Source organism: Bradyrhizobium centrosematis, from assembly GCF_045571495.1.
GTDB lineage: Bacteria > Pseudomonadota > Alphaproteobacteria > Rhizobiales > Xanthobacteraceae > Bradyrhizobium > Bradyrhizobium centrosematis.
Map to the genome: position 1 here is coordinate 6893997 of NZ_CP120703.1, position 18459 is coordinate 6912455.

19 protein-coding genes are annotated in these 18459 nt (G+C 64.6%); 12 read left to right on the forward strand and 7 right to left on the reverse strand.

Annotation, left to right across the window (positions count from 1 at the left end):
* Positions 1-122: 122 nt before the first annotated feature.
* Together P6U31_RS32515 and P6U31_RS32520 are read right to left on the reverse strand one after the other, a co-directional pair.
* Positions 123-614 (reverse strand): pilus assembly protein N-terminal domain-containing protein, encoded by a 492-nt coding sequence (locus P6U31_RS32515; RefSeq protein ID WP_407185702.1) that lies wholly within the window; start codon positions 612-614, stop codon positions 123-125.
* 157 nt (positions 615-771) lie between these two features.
* Positions 772-1599 carry a sterol desaturase family protein gene (locus tag P6U31_RS32520; protein WP_407185703.1) on the reverse strand — a complete coding sequence of 276 codons (828 nt, stop codon included), beginning with the start codon at positions 1597-1599 and terminating at the stop codon, positions 772-774.
* 267 nt (positions 1600-1866) lie between these two features.
* Here P6U31_RS32520 and P6U31_RS32525 point away from each other — a divergent pair, with 267 nt between their 5' ends.
* From P6U31_RS32525 to P6U31_RS32570, 10 genes are all read left to right on the forward strand, one after another.
* On the forward strand, positions 1867-2031 hold the full coding sequence (locus P6U31_RS32525) for a Flp family type IVb pilin (RefSeq protein ID WP_407185704.1): 165 nt from the start codon (positions 1867-1869) through the stop codon (positions 2029-2031).
* Between the two features lie 71 nt (positions 2032-2102).
* Entirely contained in the window at positions 2103-2249 is a 147-nt protein-coding gene (locus P6U31_RS32530) for a hypothetical protein (protein WP_407185705.1), read from the forward strand.
* A 122-nt stretch (positions 2250-2371) separates the two neighbouring features.
* Positions 2372-2896, forward strand: a complete 525-nt coding sequence (locus P6U31_RS32535; RefSeq protein WP_246926132.1) for a prepilin peptidase — start codon at positions 2372-2374, stop codon at positions 2894-2896.
* 128 nt (positions 2897-3024) lie between these two features.
* The gene (gene cpaB, locus P6U31_RS32540) at positions 3025-3825 is read left to right on the forward strand and encodes a Flp pilus assembly protein CpaB (protein ID WP_407185706.1); all 801 of its coding nucleotides are present in this window, start codon (positions 3025-3027) and stop codon (positions 3823-3825) included.
* 11 nt (positions 3826-3836) lie between these two features.
* Complete coding sequence (locus P6U31_RS32545; protein ID WP_407190019.1) at positions 3837-5312, forward strand: type II and III secretion system protein family protein; 1476 nt, start codon at positions 3837-3839, stop codon at positions 5310-5312.
* Positions 5313-5332: 20 nt separating this feature from the next.
* On the forward strand, positions 5333-6067 hold the full coding sequence (locus P6U31_RS32550; protein WP_407185707.1) for a CpaD family pilus assembly protein: 735 nt from the start codon (positions 5333-5335) through the stop codon (positions 6065-6067).
* Positions 6064-7332, forward strand: a complete 1269-nt coding sequence (locus P6U31_RS32555; RefSeq protein WP_128927987.1) for an AAA family ATPase — start codon at positions 6064-6066, stop codon at positions 7330-7332. The genes P6U31_RS32550 and P6U31_RS32555 overlap by 4 nt, the downstream gene beginning before the upstream one ends.
* A gap of 21 nt (positions 7333-7353) precedes the next feature.
* On the forward strand, positions 7354-8823 hold the full coding sequence (locus tag P6U31_RS32560; RefSeq protein WP_407185708.1) for a CpaF family protein: 1470 nt from the start codon (positions 7354-7356) through the stop codon (positions 8821-8823).
* A gap of 16 nt (positions 8824-8839) precedes the next feature.
* Positions 8840-9817, forward strand: coding sequence for a type II secretion system F family protein (locus P6U31_RS32565; protein WP_407185709.1), 978 nt, complete (start codon positions 8840-8842; stop codon positions 9815-9817).
* 9 nt (positions 9818-9826) lie between these two features.
* Positions 9827-10801, forward strand: coding sequence for a type II secretion system F family protein (locus tag P6U31_RS32570; protein WP_407185710.1), 975 nt, complete (start codon positions 9827-9829; stop codon positions 10799-10801).
* 61 nt (positions 10802-10862) lie between these two features.
* Here the strand turns inward: P6U31_RS32570 and P6U31_RS32575 are convergent, their stop codons facing one another.
* The gene (locus tag P6U31_RS32575; protein WP_407185711.1) at positions 10863-11678 is read right to left on the reverse strand and encodes a tetratricopeptide repeat protein; all 816 of its coding nucleotides are present in this window, start codon (positions 11676-11678) and stop codon (positions 10863-10865) included.
* 190 nt (positions 11679-11868) lie between these two features.
* Positions 11869-12072 carry a hypothetical protein gene (locus P6U31_RS32580; protein ID WP_407185712.1) on the reverse strand — a complete coding sequence of 68 codons (204 nt, stop codon included), beginning with the start codon at positions 12070-12072 and terminating at the stop codon, positions 11869-11871.
* 200 nt (positions 12073-12272) lie between these two features.
* Here P6U31_RS32580 and P6U31_RS32585 point away from each other — a divergent pair, with 200 nt between their 5' ends.
* Complete coding sequence (locus P6U31_RS32585) at positions 12273-13646, forward strand: leucyl aminopeptidase family protein (protein WP_407185713.1); 1374 nt, start codon at positions 12273-12275, stop codon at positions 13644-13646.
* Positions 13639-14484, forward strand: coding sequence for an NlpC/P60 family protein (locus tag P6U31_RS32590; RefSeq protein WP_407185714.1), 846 nt, complete (start codon positions 13639-13641; stop codon positions 14482-14484). The genes P6U31_RS32585 and P6U31_RS32590 overlap by 8 nt, the downstream gene beginning before the upstream one ends.
* A gap of 45 nt (positions 14485-14529) precedes the next feature.
* Here P6U31_RS32590 and P6U31_RS32595 read toward each other — a convergent pair whose 3' ends face one another.
* From P6U31_RS32595 to P6U31_RS32605, 3 genes are read right to left on the reverse strand one after another with little or no spacing between them, the layout of a single operon-like run.
* Positions 14530-16167, reverse strand: a complete 1638-nt coding sequence (locus tag P6U31_RS32595; protein ID WP_407185715.1) for an ABC transporter ATP-binding protein — start codon at positions 16165-16167, stop codon at positions 14530-14532.
* A 4-nt stretch (positions 16168-16171) separates the two neighbouring features.
* Positions 16172-17350, reverse strand: coding sequence for an ABC transporter permease (locus P6U31_RS32600; protein WP_407185716.1), 1179 nt, complete (start codon positions 17348-17350; stop codon positions 16172-16174).
* Positions 17350-18459: a microcin C ABC transporter permease YejB gene (locus tag P6U31_RS32605; protein WP_407185717.1), complete on the reverse strand. Its 1110-nt coding sequence runs from the start codon at positions 18457-18459 to the stop codon at positions 17350-17352. Before P6U31_RS32605 ends, P6U31_RS32600 begins: the two co-directional genes overlap by 1 nt.

Genomic DNA, 18459 nt, shown 5'->3' on the forward strand with positions numbered 1-18459 from the left:
GCGCACGGCCTTTTTCGTTCAGGTCTTGCTGGCGGATCGCCAGGGTCGCGCCGCTCGCAATGTCGGGCGTGATCTGACAAGTCGCAATCCGAACCTTGAGCGATGCGCTCGAGCCCGACCGGCTAGTTGGATTTGGTGCCCCCACTGCCGCTGGCGTTGCTGCTCAGCGAACCGGCCTGGTTCATCGTATTGTTGAAATAGGTGTCGCTGTCGCCGAGCGTCACCCGACGCTGGCAAAGCGGCATGCAGCTGTAGGATTCCCGCTCGATCCCGCGATAGACGGTGACGAGCCGGTCGCTCGGCCCTTCGACCTGGATCTGGCGGTCGACCAGAATCTCGCCGCTCCGGTCGAGCGCGATGAAATTGGTTGCACCGTAGCCCTTGCCGGTCACGACGATCATGCCGCCGGGCTGGAGCGTGACGTCGGCGATCAGGGGATTGCCGACCACGATGGTCGCCACCTTGCCTGGCAGCCGCACCAGCTTGGCCTGGTCGACATTGACGGCGATCGTGTCGGCGGTGGACTCGGCCAATCCGGCAGCCGGCGACGCCAGCACTGCGGCAGCAACCAGAAGACAGATGCGCGCCTGACGGCGCAGCAATTCCTTACGCATACTCTTACCCCCGGGACGTCACAAACCGGCAGAAGCGAACGGATAACAGCGGAGCCGGTGCCCGACCCGGCTAATCTGCCCTTAATTCGTGAACGTTCCGCAAACTCCCGGACTATTGTTTGAGCGGACCGGTATTTACGATCTCGATATCCCCGTCCTAGCGGCGGAATGGATAGGCCAACTGGCCTACGATCTCCTTCGGAATCGTCGCTTCGTCCTTGCCGTAATCCTGCGGCAGGCGCCCCTCCGGCATGCGGAAGGTACCGAACAGCACGTCCCAGACCGGGAACGACCCGGCGAAATTGGTGTTGCCACCCTCTTCAAGCGCGGTGTGATGCCAACGGTGGAACACCGGCGTTGCCAGCACATATTTGAACGGCCCGAAGGTCCAATTCAGGTTGGCGTGGACGAAGGCCGAATGGAAGGTGGTGAACGGGCCAACCCAGATCATGATGTTGGGGGAGATGCCGGCCATCAGCAGCACAACGTCGACGCCGATCGTCCCGAGCATAAGATTGATGGGATGGAAGCGGGCCGCGGAGATCCACCCGATCTCCTCCGACGAGTGATGGATGGCGTGATACTTCCAGAAGCCGCCGTCGTGGAAAAGCCGGTGCAGCCAATACAGCATGAAATCGGACAGCACCAGGAACAGCAGGGCTTGCACCCACAGGGGCAGCTGCGACAGCGGGCCATGGCCGTTGTCGTAGAAGGCGATGAGCTCGTCGGCGTCGTGGATGTTGAAGACGACGCTGGCGCCGACGATCAGAAGTCCGATCCGCATGGTCCGGGCGAACACCGGAACGAAGAACCAGTAGCAGATGTCGGTGACGATCTCCCGCTTGCGCCACCACGGCGCGCCGGGATTGCAGGCCCAGAAATGCTCGAGCACGGTGAAGACCGCCGCGAGCACCAAGGTGACGGGGAGCACCTTTACGATGGTCTCGCCGAGCATCAGGGCGACTTGCATGGGCAGGCTCGACATCGTCGCCTCTCTCCGCGGATTCCGATTCTCTAACGCCTACTCCCTGAAATTTAAGGGAGGGTGAAGCGGCCGCCGCGCTGACGATGCATCTGGAACCAACGCGAAATTGGCTCGCCGTCTTAAGGCGAAATTCACTCTGGGCCAAAGCATGGCGCCAGACGCGGGTTTGCGCGATCGAATTAACTCTACCGAAAGAGCTCGGCTCTCATGGTCATCGGGTCAAAGACGGCGCCGAACGAGGCGATCCAACCCCAATGGAGTTTGTTCATGAAGAACTTGATTGCGCGTTTCGCGAAGGATGAATCCGGCGCCACCGCCATCGAATACGGTCTGATCGCTGCCGGCATCGCGCTGGCCATCATCACCGTCGTCAACAATCTCGGCAGCACGCTGAACAGCAAGTTCAGCGCGATCAGCAGCTCGCTGAAGTAAGCGGACAGGCGGACGACTGCAAAAGCCCCGGACCTCCGGGGCCTTTGTTTTTGTGAAGACGGCGAGTTCCAGTGGCGTTGCGCGAGTACAGGACCGATGCCGCAGTCGCGGCGAACGAGGCAGGGACGGCGCAGGCCGGCTCGCCAGTCTATTGGGTCTGCCTTGCGCTGCTGCTTGCGACGGTCGCGCTCGCCGCGCGCATCGCCAGCCTCTGGTAAGCATGCGCTCCGCCGCTTCGGCGTCCCGCGCCCCTTGCTGTGTTGTCGGTTTGTTTAGCACTGAAGGCTAGCATCCGCCGACGCCAGTCCCCGCGACGAACCCAGGCCTCAAGACGCAGCCCATGATCCTCGACCTTGCGCGCCTTCTGCTCTTCCCGGCCCTGATGGCGTTCGCCGCCGCGAGCGATCTCTTCACCATGACGATCTCGAACCGCGTATCGCTGGCGCTGGTCGCCGGCTTCTTCGCGCTCGCCCTCGCCGGTGGCATGGCACCTTACGAGATGCTGAGTCATGTCGGCGCCGGCGCGCTTCTGCTCGTCGTGGCCTTCACCTGCTTCGCGATGGGCTGGGTCGGCGGCGGCGACGCCAAGGTCGCGGCCTCCGTCGCGCTCTGGTTCGGCTTCGCACAGCTGATGAACTTCCTGCTCTACGCCTCGCTGTTCGGCGGTGCGCTGACGTTGCTCCTGCTTCAGTTCCGGCAATGGCCGCTGCCCTACGGGCTGGCGGGCCAGGCCTGGCTCGCACGGCTGCACGCCAAGGAGAGCGGCATCCCCTACGGCATCGCGCTCGCGCTGAGCGCGCTGATGGTCTACCCGGAGACCGAATGGGTGAAGGCGATCGATCTCGCTCACCTCGCACTGCGCTGAACGCACTGGGTAAACCCGGCGTTAAGGCGATTTAGATACGCCTCATTAACCATGCTTTGACGAATAGCTGGTCAACTGCCGATTACGGCGGCGGCAGCGTCGCGGCGTTTTGTTGGAAAGTGAAGCGTATGAATAGGGCACGCATTGTCGTCCTGACGGTCGCCATCTGCGCCGGCGGCGTCGCCGCGTACCTGGCGAGCGGCTCGGACAATACTGCGCCGCCTCCGGCGGCCCCGGCCGCGCAGCTTCCGACCGTCGACGTCCTCGTGGCCAAGAACGACATCGGGCTCGGCCAGACCGTGAAGCCGGAAGACGTGCAGTGGCAGACCTGGCCGGCCGCGACCGCCAGCGCCACCTTCATTCGTCGCAACGAGCGTCCCGACGGCGCGACCCAGGTCGCCGGTTCGATCGCGCGTGCCCCCTTCATTCAAGGCGAGCCGATCCGCGATCAGAAGCTGGTCAAGGCCGACGGCTCGGGCTTCATGGCGGCAATCCTACCCAGCGGCATGCGGGCGATCTCGACCGAGATCTCGCCGGAGACCGGCGCAGGCGGCTTCATCCTGCCCAACGATCGCGTCGACGTTCTTCTGACCCGCCGGCTGAAGAACCCGGACCAGGCCAGCGGCGCCCCCGACATCGTCACCTCCGAGATCATCCTGGCCAATATCCGCGTCCTGGCGATCGACCAGGCGCCCAAGGAGAAGGACGGCCAGAATTCGGTGGTCGGCAAGACCGTCACGCTCGAGCTCAATCCCGCTCAGACCGCGACGCTCTCCGCGGCACGCCAGAGCGGCACGCTGTCGCTGGCGCTGCGCAGCATCGCCGACGTCAAGATGAGCGAAATCACGCTCGATGATTCCGCGCAGAAGCGAGACGGTATTTCGATCATCCGCTACGGCATTCCGAGTCAGACGGCGAAAGCACGATGAAGACAGTCGATATGAAATGCAGGGTGGATCTGGCGACGATGCGGGCCTCGGCGGTCCGTGCCCTGTCGTTCACGGCCGCTCTCGCGCTGGCGCTGAACCCGGTGCTGACCCCCGCGGTCGCCGCCGATTACCGTCCGGTGGCGCCGGCGGCCGCCGATGGCCAGATGAATGCGCGCTTCCTCTCGCTCGGCGTCGGCAAGTCCATCGTGATCGACCTGCCGCGCGACATCAAGGACGTGCTGGTCGCCGATCCCAAGATCGCCAACGCGGTGGTCCGCTCGGCGCAGCGCGCCTACATCATCGGCGCTACGGTCGGCCAGACCAATATCGTGTTCTTCGATTCCGCCGGTCAGCAGATTGCGGCCTATGACATCGCGGTCAAGCGCGACCTCAACGGCGTGCGGGCCGCGCTGAAGCAGGTCCTGCCAAATTCGGATATTCAGATCGACGGACTGGGCGACGGCGTCGTCCTGACCGGCACGGCAGCGAATCCGATGGAGGCGCAGCAGGCCAATGAGCTCGCCGCGCGCCTGGCCGGCGGCGTCGACAAGGTGGTGAACTCGATCGTGGTGCGCGGCCGCGACCAGGTCATGCTCAAGGTGACGGTGGCGGAAGTCCAGCGCAACATCGTCAAGCAGCTCGGCATCGACCTCTCAGCGAACCTCAACTACGGCACCTCGGTGGTGAGCTTCACCAACGCCAATCCGTTCACGGCTCTCGGCAAGAACCTCGTGGACGGCAACAACCTGACGACGAAGTTCGGCGCGGCACCGTCGGTGCAGGCCACCCTGCGCGCGATGGAAACGGCGGGCGTGATCCGCACGCTGGCCGAACCGAACCTGACCGCGATCTCCGGTGAATCGGCAACGTTCATCGCCGGTGGTGAATTCCCGGTCCCGGCCGGCTATGCGTGCGATCCCACCACGCATGTCTGCACCACCCAGATCAGCTTCAAGAAGTTCGGCATCTCGCTCAACTTCACCCCCGTGGTGCTGAGCGAGGGCAAGATCAGCCTGCGCGTGATGACGGAGGTCTCTGAGCTGTCGAACGAAAACGCAATCACGCTGTCGCAGGCCGTGACCACGTCGACGGTGAACTCGCTGACCGTACCCTCGATCCGGACCCGCCGCGCGGAGACCTCGCTGGAAATCCCCTCCGGCGGCGCGATGGCGATGGCCGGCCTGATCCAGCAGCAGACCAAGCAGGCGATCAGCGGATTGCCGGGGCTGATGCAGCTCCCGGTCCTCGGAACGCTGTTCCGCAGCCGCGATTTCGTCAACAACGCCACCGAGCTCTGCGTGATCGTGACGCCCTATGTCGTGCGCGCGGTAGCGCCAAAGGACCTGTCGCGGCCGGATGACGGCTTCGCCCCGCCGGTGGATCCTCAGGCCCAGCTGATCGGCAACATCAACCGCATCTACGGCGTGCCCGGCCGGACCGAACCGGCCAAGAACTACCGCGGCACCTACGGCTTCATTACCGACTGAGGCGGAACGGGGACTTGACGATGATCACAAAACCACCCCAGCTTCGCACACGCGCCATCCGCCTCGGCGGCGCGCTCGTCGGGATGGCGCTCGCGCTTGGCGGCTGCCAGCACGACGAAGCCGTTACCGCCTCCATTCCCGACGACTACAAGCAACGCCATCCGATCGCGATCGAGGAGCAGAACCGCTCGATCGTCGTCTTCGTCGGTCATGCCCGCGGCGGACTGACCGCCGCCCAGCGCGCGGACGTGATGGGTGTCGCATCGGCATGGTTGCACGAAGGCACCGGCGCCATCCGCATCGACGTGCCGTCCGGTACGCCCAATGCGCGTCCGGTCGCGGAGACGATGCGTGAGATTCAGGCGATGCTCGCCGGAGCAGGCGTTCCGCCGCGCGGCGTCAACGTTCGTCCCTACCAGCCTGAGGACAAGCGCTTCCTGCCGCCGATCCGGCTCACTTATTCCAAGATCGCCGCGATCGCGGGTCCCTGCGGCCTGTGGCCGGACGACATCGGCCCGTCGATGAAGAACAAGGGCTGGTTCGAGAACAAGGACTACTACAATTACGGCTGCGCCTATCAGCGCAACCTCGCGGCGATGGTCGACAATCCCTCGGACCTCGAGCAGCCGCGGCCTGAAACGCCGTCCTACACACCCCGGCGCATCACCGGCTTCGAGAAGTATCGCAAGGGAACGACGACGGCGACCATCTATCCCGAGGCCGACAAGGCCAAACTCAGCGACACCGGCAAATGATCAGCTACGCTCGCCAGACACACGAAGAGCAGCCGGAAGCACCTCCGCCGCCGGTGGAGGAGCATATTGCGCCCGCGCCGCGCGTCTCGGTCCAGGCCTTCTGCGAGACCGTGGAAACGGCTGCCGCGGTCCAGTCGGCCGGCGAGGATCGCCGTCTCGGCAAGGCCCACCTGAAGATCCAGATGGGCGGCATGGCGGCCGCGATCGAAGCCTACCGCTCGGCGCCCACGCCGAACGTGATCGTGCTCGAGAGCGACGGCCGCAACGACCTGCTGGGCGGTCTCGACCAGCTCGCCACCGTCTGCGATGCTGGCACCCGCGTCGTCGTGATCGGCCGCATCAACGACGTCATGCTCTACCGCGAGCTGGTGCGCCGCGGCGTCAGCGATTACGTGCTTGCGCCGGTCGGCGCGATCGACGTCGTACGCTCGATCTGCAACCTGTTCTCGGCGCCGGAAGCCAAGGCGGTCGGCCGCATCATCGCCGTGGTCGGCGCCAAGGGGGGCGTCGGGGCTTCCACGATCTCGCACAACGTCGCCTGGGCGATCGCGCGCGACCTCGCAATGGATGCCGTCGTCGCCGATCTCGACCTCGCCTTCGGCACCGCCGGGCTCGACTACAACCAGGATCCGCCGCAGGGCATTGCCGACGCCGTGTTCTCGCCTGATCGCGTCGACACCGCCTTCATCGACCGCCTGCTGTCGAAGTGCACCGACCATCTCAGCCTGCTGGCAGCACCGGCGACGCTCGACCGGGTCTATGATTTCGGCACCGACGCCTTCGACGCCGTGTTCGACACGCTGCGCTCCACCATGCCCTGCATCGTGCTCGACATTCCGCATCAATGGGCGGGCTGGACCAAGCGCGCCCTGATCGGAGCGGACGACATCCTGATCGTGGCCGCCCCTGACCTCGCCAATTTGCGCAACACCAAGAACCTGTTCGATCTGCTGAAGGCCGCACGGCCCAACGACCGCCCGCCACTGTACTGCCTGAACCAGGTCGGCGTGCCGAAACGGCCCGAAATCGCCGCCGCGGAGTTCGCCAAGGCGATCGAGAGCCAGCCGATCGTCTCGATCCCGTTCGAGCCGCAGATCTTCGGCTCGGCGGCCAACAACGGCCAGATGATCGCGGAGATCTCCGCCAACCACAAGTCTATCGAGATGTTCCTTCAGATCGCCCAGCGACTGACCGGCCGCAGCGAGACCAAGAAACAAAAGTCGTCCCTGTTTTCACCCCTGATTGAGAAGTTGCGGGGAAAATAGGCCGCCGCAAGGAGTCGTTAAGTGTTCGGTAAGCGTAGCGGAACAGACACCGATTTTCGGGCGCCCAAGCCCGGCGCGATGTCGCTCGAGCCGACCCCGGCTCCGGCGCCGACGGTGTCGCGCGCCCCGCCCCCGCCGGCCGTTGCCTCGCCGCCGCTGGCTCCGGCCAAGGCGCCCCCGCCCCCGGCCATGGAGAGCCGGCGCTCGGACAATTATTACGAGGTCAAGGCGACCATCTTCGGCGCTCTGATCGAGGCGATCGACCTCGCCCAGCTCGCCAAGCTCGATTCGGAGTCCGCGCGCGAGGAAATCCGCGACATCGTCAATGAGATCATCGCGATCAAGAATATCGTGATGTCGATCGCCGAGCAGGAGGAGCTGCTCGACGACATCTGCAACGACGTTCTCGGCTACGGCCCGCTCGAACCGCTGCTGTCGCGCGACGACATCGCCGACATCATGGTCAACGGTGCCAACACCGTCTACATCGAGGTCGGCGGCAAGATCCAGCGCACCGGCATCCGCTTCCGCGACAACCAGCAGCTTCTCAACATCTGCCAGCGCATCGTCAGCCAGGTCGGCCGCCGCGTCGACGAATCCTCCCCGATCTGCGACGCGCGTCTCGCCGACGGCTCCCGCGTCAACGCCATCGTGCCGCCGCTGTCGATCGACGGCCCCGCGCTCACCATCCGCAAATTCAAAAAGGACAAGCTGACGCTGGATCAGCTCGTCAAGTTCGGCGCGATCACGCCTGAGGGCGCCGAGATCCTCCAGATCATCGGACGCTGCCGTTGCAACGTGCTGATCTCCGGCGGCACCGGCTCCGGCAAGACCACGCTGCTCAACTGTCTGACCAACTATATCGAGCACGACGAGCGCGTCATCACCTGCGAGGACGCCGCCGAACTCCAGCTCCAGCAGCCCCACGTGGTGCGGCTGGAAACCCGTCCGCCCAACATCGAGGGCGAGGGCCAGGTCACCATGCGCGAATTGGTGCGCAACTGCCTGCGTATGCGGCCCGAACGCATCATCGTCGGCGAGGTCCGCGGACCCGAGGCGTTCGACCTGCTGCAGGCCATGAACACCGGCCACGACGGATCGATGGGCACGCTGCACGCCAACAACCCACGCGAAGCCCTGTCGCGCTGCGAATCCATGATCACGATGGGCGGTTTTTCGCTGCCCTCGCGAACGATCCGCGAGATGATCTGCGCCTCGATCGACGTGATCATCCAGGCCGCGCGCTTGCGCGACGGTTCCCGCCGCATCACCCACATCACCGAGGTGATGGGCATGGAAGGCGATACCATCATCACCCAGGACATCTTCCTTTACGACATGGTCGGCGAGGACGCCAACGGCAAGATCATCGGCCGCCACCGCTCGACCGGCATCGGCCGTCCGAAGTTCTGGGAACGCGCCCGCTATTACGGCGACGAGAAGCGGCTTGCCGCTGCGCTGGACGCGGCGGAAGTCGCGCCGAAGACGTGAGCAGGGCAACACCGCCATGAAGATGCAGGTCCTCGCCCTCGCATTCCTCGCCACCGCAGCGGTCGGCGGCATCGCCTGGGTCTTCCTTTATCCGCTGCTGTCGGGGGAGCGAAAGGCGGAAAGCCGCCGGGCCTCGATCTCGCGCGCCGAGACGCCGACGGTCCGCCAGGCGGAAAAGAGCCAGCGCTCGCGCCGCGAACAGGTCGAGAGCACGCTGAAGGACCTCGAAGCGCGACGCCTGCAGGAAAAGAACGTTCCACTCACTGTTCGCCTGTCGCAGGCGGGACTCGACTGGACGCCGCAGAAATTCTGGATCGTGTCCGCCGTCGTCGCCGGCTTGTTCTTCGCAGGCGCCCTGTTCGCCGGCGGCGGCCTGATCGGCGCAGCCGGCCTCGCCTTTGCCGGCGGGTTCGGGTTGCCGCGATGGGCACTGGGCTATCTGAAGAAGCGCCGCGAAAACAAATTCCTGAACGCACTGCCCGATGCGGTCGACGTCATCGTCCGCGGCATCAAGGCCGGCCTGCCGCTGTTCGAATCGATCAAGGTCGTCGCGGCGGATTCGCCCGAGCCGCTGCGCAGCGAGTTCCTCGCCATCATCGAGACGCAGGCGATCGGCATGCCGCTGGGCGAGGCCTGCTCCCGACTCTATGAGCGCATGCCGCTGCCGGAAGCCAATTTCTTCGGCATCGTGGTGTCGATCCAGCAGAAATCAGGCGGCAATCTCTCCGAAGCGCTCGGCAACCTGTCGAAGGTGCTGCGCGACCGCAAGAAGATGAAAGAGAAGATCCAGGCGATGTCGATGGAAGCCAAGGCCTCGGCCGGCATCATCGGCTCGCTGCCGCCGATCGTGATGTTCCTCGTCTATCTCACGACGCCGCAGTACATCTCGCTGCTTTGGACTCATCCCACCGGCCAGCTGATGCTGGTCGGCTGCGTCGTCTGGATGACGATCGGCGTCTTGGTGATGAAAAAGATGATCAATTTCGACTTCTGACGGTGACCGATGGTTGAGTTCCTCGTTGCGAAACTGCACGACGTCCGGTTCATGACCATGATGCTGGCAGCCATTGCCGCCAGCGCGACCGTCTATACGCTGGTGATGCCGCTGTTCGCCGGCGAAGGCCTCTCCAAGCGCATGAAGGCGGTGGCGAGCGAACGTGAACGCATCCGGCAGCGCGAGCGTGAGCGCCTTCACAAGAGCGAAAAGGTCTCGCTGCGCCAGACGCCGAAGCAGATCGTCTCCAAGGTCGTGGAGGACTTCAACCTCACCAAATGGCTCGCGCAGGAAGCAGCCCGAGACAAGCTCATCATGGCCGGCTACCGCGGCCAGGCTCCCTACATCACCTTCCTGTTTGCCCGCATGGTCGCTCCGATCGTGCTCTTCGCCGGTTCTGTCATCTATGTTTTCCTGATCGCGCATTTGCAGCAGGCGATGCCGATCAAGATCGGCATCTGCCTCGGCGCAGCCTATCTGGGCCTCCAGGCGCCGATGCTGTTCCTCAGGAATGCGATCTCCAAGCGCCAGCTCTCGATCAAGCGCGCCTTTCCCGATGCCCTCGACCTGCTCCTGATCTGCATCGAGTCCGGCATGTCGGTCGAAATGGCATTCCGGAAGGTCGCCACCGAGATCGTGGGACAATCGATCGCGCTGTCGGAAGAGTTCACGCTGACAACCGCCGAACTGTCCTATCTGCAGGATCGCAAGGTCGCCTATGAGAATCTGGCACGACGCACCGGGCTCGAGGGCGTCAAGTCGGTGTGTCTGGCACTGCAGCAGGCGGAACGCTACGGCACTCCGCTGGGTCAATCCTTGCGCGTCATGGCGCAGGAAAACCGCGACATGCGCATGAACGAGGCCGAGAAGAAGGCCGCCGCCTTGCCGCCGAAGCTGACCGTGCCGATGATCCTGTTCTTCCTGCCGGTCCTGTTCGTCGTCATTCTCGGACCGACCGCCATCAAGGTCACTGAGATGCAGTGACGCAGGCCACGGACCGCACATGGTCCGCGGGACGGCTTCGACCATCGAGGATCAGGTCTGATCAGTCGGACTGGTTGAGCGAGGCGACCGGGGTGCGCTTCGGCGCGCCGCGATGACCGTCGCTGCGGCTCAGCATGTCCTTGAGATAGGCAACGTTGGCCTCGGCCTGGTCCGGCGGCAGATCGGCCTTCACGATGGTCTCGGCCTCGGCAAAGCGGCCCTGGAGACCGACGACGAGGCCGAGATTCTGCCGCACCCGGCTGCCGGCGCGCGGCGAGGCGTAGGCCTGCCGCAACGCCTCTTCGGCCTTGGGCAGATCCTTGGTCAGCATGTAGGACAGGCCGAGATTGGAAAGCACGCCGGGATCGCCCGGTGCGATCTTGAGCGCGCTCGCATAATAGGAACGCGCCTCCTCATGGCGCCCCATCTGGTCGAGCGCGGTGCCCTGCACGGAGAGCAGGTGCCAGTCCGGATTGTCCGGCGAATGCGCCTTCGACAGGACGTCGAAAGCCTGCTGGAAATTGCCGTTATCGGCGAGGGCGCGGCCGTACAGGGCGAGCAGCGCTTTGTTGCCGGGATTGGCGATGGTCGCCTGCTCGAGCACGGCTACGGCCTGGGCGCGCTGACCATTGGCGCGCAGGGCCTGGCCATAGCCGAGCGCCGCGTCGGCGTCCTTGGGATTGGCGCGGTAACGCTCGCCATAGACTTCGACGGCGCGCACCGGATCGGTGGGGGCGGCTTCCGCCCGTGGCCCGCCGATCGAGCCCGTCACGTCCGAGAGTTTCGACATGCCGCTGCAGCCGCCGAGGCCCATGGCCACCGCTGCGACCAGCGAGGTGGACGCAAGAAGCCGGGCAAGACTGAACCGTTGACGCATGACGCCTTGACTCTCGAGCCGATTGATCGAGCCGAACGCGCCAGCAATAGGCTGTTAACCCTAACGGCCGGTTAACGAAGCTCCCGAGTCGCTTGTCGAGGCAGTGCTTGCCGCGGCGCCCCGCCGCCCGAGGTCGGATCGCGGCCGAGCGCCCTCACCTGCTCGTTCAGGCGCCTCAGCAATTGCCGTCTCAATATTCGATGGCAAGCCGCTTGCGGATTTCGTCGACGCGCTTGTCGAGCGCATCGAAGCGCGCATGGACGGAGCGGTCGTGGAGATAGAACACGTAACCGCCGGCGAGGAACGCGAAGATCCAATGGTGGTGCTCGACATAACTGAAGATCACCTCGATAGCCTGGCCGATGAATGTGACCATGCTCCACACAAATTCCATTGCATGTCCTCCCGGCGCGCTTGTCGTCGGTCGCCCCCCGATTTCATTCTGGCGACCGTTGCCGGAACCTAGCATGGCGCCCTTGCCGCGAGTAGCGGCTCGCCGAACGGTGACAGCAAAGCCGATTGCAGCCGCAGCGAAACTCTGCGAAGTCTCGTCCGTTCGCATGCCATGTTTGATCCGACCATCCGGACCCGCCGATGCCCTCTGTCTTTGAGACGTCCCCCAGCGCCATCCCGATCACCTTCGTCACCAAATCGAGCTGGGATCAGGTCGCCGGGACGCTGCCGCCGGCGCAGCGCCAGTTCGCGAGCGCCAGCGCCTTTGCTGCCAAGCCGGGCGGCTATCTTGCCCTGCCCGCGCCGGACGGCGCGATTGCGCAGGTGCTGTTCGGCCTCGAGGACGACGGCGCAAGATCGCGCGACCTGTTCCGGCCCGGCGCCCTGCCCGGCCTGCTGCCGCCGGGGACCTATCGCTTTGCCAATGCGCCGCACGATGCACGGCTGGCGGCGCTCGCCTTCGCGCTCGGCACTTACCGCTTCGCGCGCTACCGCAAGGCTGACAGGCCCGAGGTCCGGCTGGTGCCGCCTGATGGCGTCGATCCGGCCGAGATCGATCGCATCGCCGGTGCAGCGATGCTGGCGCGCGACCTCATCAACACGCCGTCCAACGACATGGGCCCCGACGAGCTCGCCGCAACTGCGCAAGCGCTGGCCGTGGAATTCGGTGCGAGCTTTGCCTGCACCGTCGGCGAGGAGTTGGAGAAGAATTTCCCGCTGATTCACGCCGTCGGCATGGCGTCCAGCCGCGCGCCGCGGCTGATCGACATCGGTTGGGGCGATCCGGATCATCCCAAGGTGACGCTGGTCGGCAAGGGCGTCTGCTTCGACACCGGCGGGCTCGATCTGAAGCCGTCGAGCGGCATGCTGATCATGAAGAAGGACATGGGCGGCGCCGCCAATGTGCTGGCACTGGCACGCATGGTGATGGATGCGAAGCTGAAGGTGCGGCTGCGCGTGCTGATTCCGGCGGTGGAGAACGCCGTCGCCGGCAATGCCTTCCGCCCGCTCGATATCTTCACCTCGCGCAAGGGCATCACCGTCGAAATCGGCAACACCGACGCGGAAGGACGCCTGGTGCTCGCCGACGCGCTGGCACTGGCCGACGAGGAGACGCCCGACCTGCTGGTCGACCTCGGCACGCTGACGGGCGCGGCGCGTGTCGCGCTGGGACCGGATTTACCGCCGTTTTATACCAATGATGAGATCCTCGCTGCGGACCTCGCGCGCTGCGCGGTGAAGGAGAACGATCCGTTGTGGCGCATGCCGTTGTGGCCGCCTTACGATGCATGGCTGGACTCCAAGACGGCCACCATCACCAACGCGCCCTCCGGCGGATTTGCCGGCTCGATCACCTGCGCGCTGTTCCTGCAGCGATTTGTCGAGCAGGCCAGGAGCTGGTTGCATGTCGACATCTATGGCTGGACGCCGTCGGCGAAGCCGGCGCGGCCCGAAGGCGGCGAATGCCAGGCCGCGCGCGCCATCTACGCACTCTTGAGCGAACGCTATGCATGACCCGCGGCTGACGCCGGCGCGGGGCGACCTCGCCGCAAAATATCTCGAAGGCCAGGTGCAGGCGGATCGATACGTCACCGGCGAGGAATTCGAGGTGATCGAAGCGATCGCACCGGTGCGCGAGCAGCCGTCGTCGAGCGCGATGCTGATGACGCAGGCCCTGCGCGGCGAACGCGTCACGGTCTACGACCGCAACGGCGAGGGTTGGGCGTGGGGCCAGCTCCATAACGATGGCTATGTCGGCTGGCTTCCGGATGCGGCGCTCGCGAGGCCATCGGGCGTCCCAACTCACCTGGTCGGCGCGCTGCGGACATTTGCGTTCCCCGGTCCCTCGATCAAGCTGCCGCCGGCCGATACGCTCGTGATGGGATCGAAGCTCGCCGTGACGCGCGAGGACGGCAGCTTCGCCGTGACGCAGGACGGCAGATATCTGCCGATAACGCATCTTGTCGCGCTCGATCATCGCGAGCCGGATTTCGTCGCAGTCGCCGAGCGCTTCGTCGGCACGCCCTATCTCTGGGGCGGCAAGAGCAGCTTGGGCATCGACTGCTCCGGCCTCGTCCAGGTCTCGCTGACGTCAGCCGGGATCGGCTGCCCGCGCGACAGCGACATGCAGCTCGCCGGTCTCGGCCGCGCATTGGAGCCGCATGAGCGAAGCCGCTTGCTGCGCGGCGATCTCATCTTCTGGAAAGGGCATGTCGCGATCGTCCGCGATTCCACGACCATGGTTCACGCCAACGCGCATCACATGGCGACCGTCATCGAGCCGATCGAGCCGGCGATCGCACGGATCAAGCAGGCCGGCAGCGAGGTCGTTGCGATCAAACGGCTCGGTTGACCTCCTTGCGCGGGCGACACCTCTCCCGTACGGAGAGGTGAAGTACTAGGTTGCCACCGCGCCGTTCCCGGCCGTCTCCAGCCGGAACGCCGCCGCGAACAGCGCGCGCGTGTAGTCGGTCTTCGGATTCCTGAACAGCTCTGCGGCCTGTCCCTCCTCGACCACCTTGCCACCGCGCATCACGATCAGATGGCTCGCAAGCGACGCGACGACGCGCAGATCGTGCGAGATGAACATGTAGGTGAGCTCGCGCTTGCGCTGGAGCTCGCGCAAGAGATCGACCATCTGCGCCTGGAACAGCATGTCGAGCGCGCTGGTCGGCTCGTCCAGCACGACGAAGTCCGGCTCCAGCACCACCGCCCGCGCGATGCTGATGCGCTGGCGCTGACCGCCGGAGAATTCATGGGGATAGCGGTAGCGGGTATCGGGCTTCAGCCCGACGTCCTCCAGGGCCTTGACGACGCGCGCCTCGCGCTCCTCGCGCGAGAGCTTCGGCTGGTGCACGGAGAGACCTTCGGCGATGATGTCGGCGACCGACATGCGCGGTGAGAGCGAGCCGAACGGATCCTGGAACACGATCTGCATGTCGCGCCGGAACGGGCGCATCTCCTTGAAGCGCAGACCCTGGATGTCGTTCCCTAAGAACACGATGCGCCCGTTCGAGGAGATCAGGCGCAGCAGCGCCAGCCCCAGCGTGGTCTTGCCCGAGCCGGATTCGCCGACGACGCCAAGCGTCTCGCCCTTGCGCACGGCGACGCTGACGCCGTCGACCGCCTTGATGTGGCCGACGGTCTTGCGCATCAAGCCGCGCTTGATCGGAAACCACACTTTCAGATCATCAGCCGACATCACCACAGGTGCATCCGGCTGCGGTGGCGCCGGATCCGGCTTCGGCTCCGCCGCCAGCAAGTCGCGTGTGTAGGGATGCTTCGGGGCCTTGAAGACCTGCTCGACCGGCCCCTGCTCGACAATCACGCCGCCCTTCATCACGCAGACGGTGTCGGCGATGCGGCGCACGATGCCGAGATCGTGGGTGATGAAGAGCAGGCTCATGCCGAGCCGCGAGCGGATCTCGGCGAGCAGCGCCAGGATTTGCGCCTGCACGGTGACGTCGAGCGCCGTCGTCGGCTCGTCCGCGATCAACAAGTCCGGCTCGTTGGCGAGGGCCATCGCAATCATGACGCGCTGGCGCTGGCCGCCGGAGAGCTGGTGCGGATAGCTCTTCAGCCGCGTCTCCGGATCGGGAATGCCGACCTGCGTCAGCAGCTCCAGCGTCCGCCTGCGGGCCTCCGCATTGCTGGTCGGATTGTGCAGCTGGATGATCTCGCCGACCTGCGCCTCGATCGTGTGCAGCGGATTGAGCGAGGTCATCGGCTCCTGGAAGATGATGGAGATGTCGCTGCCTCTGATCTCCCGCATCTGCTGCTCGGACCGGTCGATCAGCTCCTGTCCCTTGAAGCGGATGCTTCCCGACGGATGCGAAGCGTTCGGATAGGGCAGCAGCTTCAGGATCGAAAGCGCGCTCACCGACTTGCCTGAGCCGGACTCGCCAACCAGCGCGACGCATTCGCCGCGCTTGATCTCGAACGAGACCTTATCGACCGCAAGCGTGGTCGCGCCGCCCTGGTGGAAGGCCACCGAGAGATCGCGCACGCTGAGCAGGGGCTGGTTAATGGCGTCCATGACCTTACCTGAACGTCTTGCGCGGATCGAAGGCGTCGCGCACGGCTTCGCCGATGAAGATCAGGAGCGACAGCATGATCGCGACCGAGAAGAAGCCGGAGAAGCCGAGCCAGGGCGCCTGCACGTTGGCCTTGGCCTGCGACAGCAGTTCGCCGAGCGACGGCGAACCCGGCGGCAGGCCGAAGCCGAGGAAATCGAGCGCCGTCAGCGTCATCACCGAGCTCGACACGATGAAGGGCAGGAAGGTCATGGTCGCCACCATCGCGTTCGGCAGCAGGTGGCGGAACATGATGACGGGGTTGGAGACACCGAGCGCCCGCGCCGCCTGAATGTATTCGAAGTTGCGACCGCGCAGGAACTCGGCCCGCACGAGGCCAACCAGGGACACCCAGGAGAACAGCAGCAGGATGCCGAGCAGCACAAAGAAGCCGGGCACCAGCACCGAGGACAGGATGAGGAGAAGATAGAGCGAGGGGATCGCGGTCCAGATCTCGATGAAGCGCTGGAAGATGAGATCGATCCGGCCGCCGAAATACCCTTGCACCGCGCCCGCTGCGATGCCGATGACGGATGAGACGATGGTCAGGCAGAGGCCGAATAGCACCGAAATGCGGAAGCCGTAGATCAGTCGGGCGACGACGTCGCGGCCCTGATCGTCGGTGCCGAGCCAGTTATATTCGAGGTCACGGCAGCTCTTCAGCCCCTTCTTCTCCACGACCGGCTGACACTGCTTCTCGGTCAACATCCAGGTCGGCGGCGAGGGCGCCGGCGTCGGCAGATCGAGATTGTGGGTGTCATAGGAATAGCGGATCAAGGGCCAGACGATGGTGCCGTTCTTGTCCTTGATCAGCTTCTGCAGGTACGGGTCGCGATAGTCGGCAGCGGTTTCGAAGTCGCCGCCAAAGGTGGTTTCCGAATAGGTCACGAAGGCGGGCCAATAGAGATGGCCGTCGAACTTGATCAGGAAGGGCCGATCGTTGGCGATCAGCTCGGCGAACAGCGAGACCACGAACAGGGAGATGAATATCCAGAACGACCAATAGCCGCGGCGATTCGCCTTGAAGTTCTGCCACCGCCGCCTGTTCAGCGGCGAAGGTGCGAAGGGCTTGCGCGTGATCGGAACGGCATCGCCAAGCGGCGACTTCGCTGTGGTTTCAATCGGCGTCGGCGCGGTGATCGTCATCAGACCTCCCGCGCCTCGAAATCGATCCGAGGGTCAATCCACATATAGGTCAGGTCGGAGATCAGATTGATCACGAGGCCGACCAGCGAAAAGATGTAGAGTGTTCCGAACACCACGGGATAGTCGCGGTTGAGCACGCTCTCGAAGCTGAGCAGCCCGAGTCCATCCAGCGAGAAGATGGTCTCGATCAGAAGCGAGCCCGAAAAGAAGGCGTGGATGAAGGTCCCGGGAAATCCCGCGATCACGATCAGCATCGCATTTCGGAAGACATGGCCGTAAAGCACGCGGGCCTCGCTGCAGCCCTTGGCCCGCGCGGTCATGACATATTGCTTGCGAATTTCGTCCAGGAACGAGTTCTTGGTCAGGAACGTCATGGTGGTGAAGGCACCCAGCCCCATGGCGATCAGCGGCAGCGTCAGATGCCAGAAATAATCGATGATCTTCCAGTACCAGGGAAACTGCGACCAGCCGTCCGAGGTCAGTCCGCGCAGCGGGAACCAGTTGAAGAAGGAGCCGCCGGCAAACAGGATGATCAGCAGGATCGCAAACAGAAAGCCCGGAATGGCATAACCCAGCACGAGAATGGTCGATGTCCAGGTATCGAAGCGCGTGCCGTCCTTCACCGCCTTGCGAATGCCGAGCGGGATCGAGATCAGATAGGTAATCAGCGTCAGCCAGAGGCCGAGCGAGATCGAGACGGGCAGCTTCTCCCTGATGAGCTGAATCACGCTGACGTCGCGGAAATAGCTCTTGCCGAAATCAAAGCGGGCGAAGTTCCAAACCATCAGCGCGAAGCGCTCCGGTGCCGGCTTGTCGAAGCCGAACTGCGCTTCGAGCTTCTTGATGAAATCGGGATCGAGCCCCTGCGCGCCGCGATATTTCGAGTTGATGGCATCGGCGCCGGCCCCGACCTGCCCGGGTGCACGCTGCGCAAAATCGCTGCCGCCCGAAATGCGCGAGGTGCCGCCGGTGTCGGCGCCCGAGAGCTGCGCGATCACGCGCTCGACCGGGCCGCCGGGCGCGAATTGCACGACGACGAAGGAGACGAAGAGGATTCCGAGCAGCGTCGGAATCATCAGGAGGATGCGGCGGGCGATATAGGCGCTCAT